Annotated in this window: 3 protein-coding genes and 1 pseudogene; 3 read left to right on the top strand and 1 reads right to left on the bottom strand. The window is 38.6% G+C overall.

Annotated elements, in window-relative coordinates:
* On the bottom strand, positions 1 to 121 hold a 121-nt coding region (locus A5N85_RS17890), incomplete at its 3' end, for a helix-turn-helix domain-containing protein (RefSeq protein WP_143143310.1).
* Positions 122 to 350: 229 nt separating this feature from the next.
* Here A5N85_RS17890 and A5N85_RS15815 point away from each other — a divergent pair.
* The 3 genes and pseudogenes from A5N85_RS15815 to A5N85_RS17370 form a co-directional block, all read left to right on the top strand.
* The gene (locus A5N85_RS15815; protein WP_169818676.1) at positions 351 to 488 is read left to right on the top strand and encodes a hypothetical protein; all 138 of its coding nucleotides are present in this window, start codon (positions 351 to 353) and stop codon (positions 486 to 488) included.
* Between the two features lie 13 nt (positions 489 to 501).
* Entirely contained in the window at positions 502 to 1512 is a 1011-nt protein-coding gene (locus A5N85_RS12945; protein WP_072577570.1) for an AI-2E family transporter, read from the top strand.
* Between the two features lie 10 nt (positions 1513 to 1522).
* Positions 1523 to 1603, top strand: a pseudogene (locus tag A5N85_RS17370) (serine dehydratase beta chain); the annotation flags it as partial.
* Positions 1604 to 1887 lie beyond the last annotated feature (284 nt).

Below are 1887 nucleotides of genomic sequence, written 5' to 3'. Positions count from 1 at the left end.
TTTTAATCCAGCTATAGACGGTGAATTTGCTGATCTTGTAGCGCTTTGCAACAGCGCGCCAAGTTTCTCCATTAGCAATATCGTTAAGAATTTTTTGTCGGAATTGGCTGCAGTAGGTCATAGGATATGCTCAGTTTGTTTTTGATAATTCTACTATAAGTCGTTCTTTATATCTGCTTTGGATAGATTGGATTATAAATGATTTGACTATAAATGCCTCTACAAAATGGATGATGCTAATTGCGAATTGAGGACAGACAATGATGCAGTTATCTATTCATTTTCGTAATCGTTTGGACTCAGTGATGCGTCTTTAATTTATTCCGACATATAATTGCGAGCCATATTAATTGGTTAGAAAGATTTTAAGACAAAGCGCTTTACTGATTTATCGACATGGTTCAGGCTATATCCTAATCATTCGTCGTAGCTTTGACGATTGCGTTTGGGAAGCGTATCTTAAAAAGCTGCACGACCTTATGGATTAGCCGTGGAAAAATAATGACCAATAATGCGCCTCGCCCGCTGACTTTTTTAACATTCCTTTCAGCCATTAGCGGTATCCTCTTATTATGGTTACCCGTATTACTGCTGAAATTTGTTGGCATGCTTTTTATTGGATTAATGACCTATATTGCAGTAAGGCAGTTAGCGCATTTTTTCAAACATCATGGTATTCGTTTTGCAAGAGCAGCGGGCGTTACGGTTGTCTTTCTCGTCTTTTTACTTCTGTTTGGATTGCTCACTGTATGGATTAGCAATAAAGCCGATATTGGCTTATCGCCTTTATTAGACTATGCTGCGCAAGCTATTGATAAAGCCCAAGAACAACTTCCACCATCAATCGCTAAACACTTACCTGATTCCTTATCTGCTTTGCGAGAGCTTTTAAGCAAAACCCTACATGACCACGCTCATCAACTGCAAACGGCGGGGTTACATACCCTACGCGCAATAGGACACCTTCTCATTGGCTTAATCATTGGCGCACTTGCAGCATGGCAAATACCCGTATTATCTGAGCAAGATCCCATCCTAGTCAGACGCATACATTCACAATTTAACCAACTGCTAACCGCATTTTCACAAGTCTTTTTTGCGCAAATGTGGATTGCAACCATCAATACCATACTCACTAGCGTTTACCTACTCGGTATCTTACCTATTTTTGGTCATAAGCTGCCAATGACTGGCGCTTTGCTTGCCTTTACCTTTATTGCAGGGCTGATTCCTGTGGTAGGTAACCTTCTTTCCAACACCTTAATTATCCTATTTAGCCTCAGCGATAGTATGTTAATCACTGGTTTATCTACCGCTTGGTTAGTCATTATTCATAAACTAGAATACTTTTTAAACGCTGAGATTATCGGTCGGCATATCCATGCAAAAGCTTGGGAATTGCTCCTTATTATGGTCTTTATGGAAGCCATATTTGGTATGGGAGGGCTAATTAGTGCAGCTATTGTCTATGCACAATTCAAAATGATAATGAGTCAGCATGGCTGGCTATAAATAAGGCCTCATGACCAGTATTTTTGAACCATTTAAAATCGGCATTGGTCCTTCAAGCTCTCATACTGCTGGTCCGATGACGTCTACCAATTGATTTCGTAATCGCTTAAAAAATAGAGACCTCTGGGCATCCATATATTGCTTTCAAGCCTATGTTTATGGTTTATTGGCATTAACTGACAGGCATAGTGAGACCTTTGCAAAATTCTGTTTTACACTAATTTTTGCTACTAAAGTAAAAGGCTAATAAAAGAGTTACAGAAATTAGATCGCCATTCCAGTAAAGTATATGTGCTTACTTTATTCATCTATCTTAGTACAGTAACTATTCTAGTAGCCTTTCACTATAGTAGGAAATTAACACAATAATTTTAA

It is taken from the genome of Suttonella ornithocola (assembly GCF_001889065.1).
GTDB lineage: Bacteria > Pseudomonadota > Gammaproteobacteria > Cardiobacteriales > Cardiobacteriaceae > Suttonella_A > Suttonella_A ornithocola.
This window is presented reverse-complemented; position numbering and strand designations above follow the sequence as displayed.

Excerpts from the sequence above, each read along its gene's own strand:
- A5N85_RS12945 (WP_072577570.1), top strand. The coding sequence starts at position 502 with ATGACCAATAATGCGCCTCGCCCGCTGACTTTTTTAACATTCCTTTCA.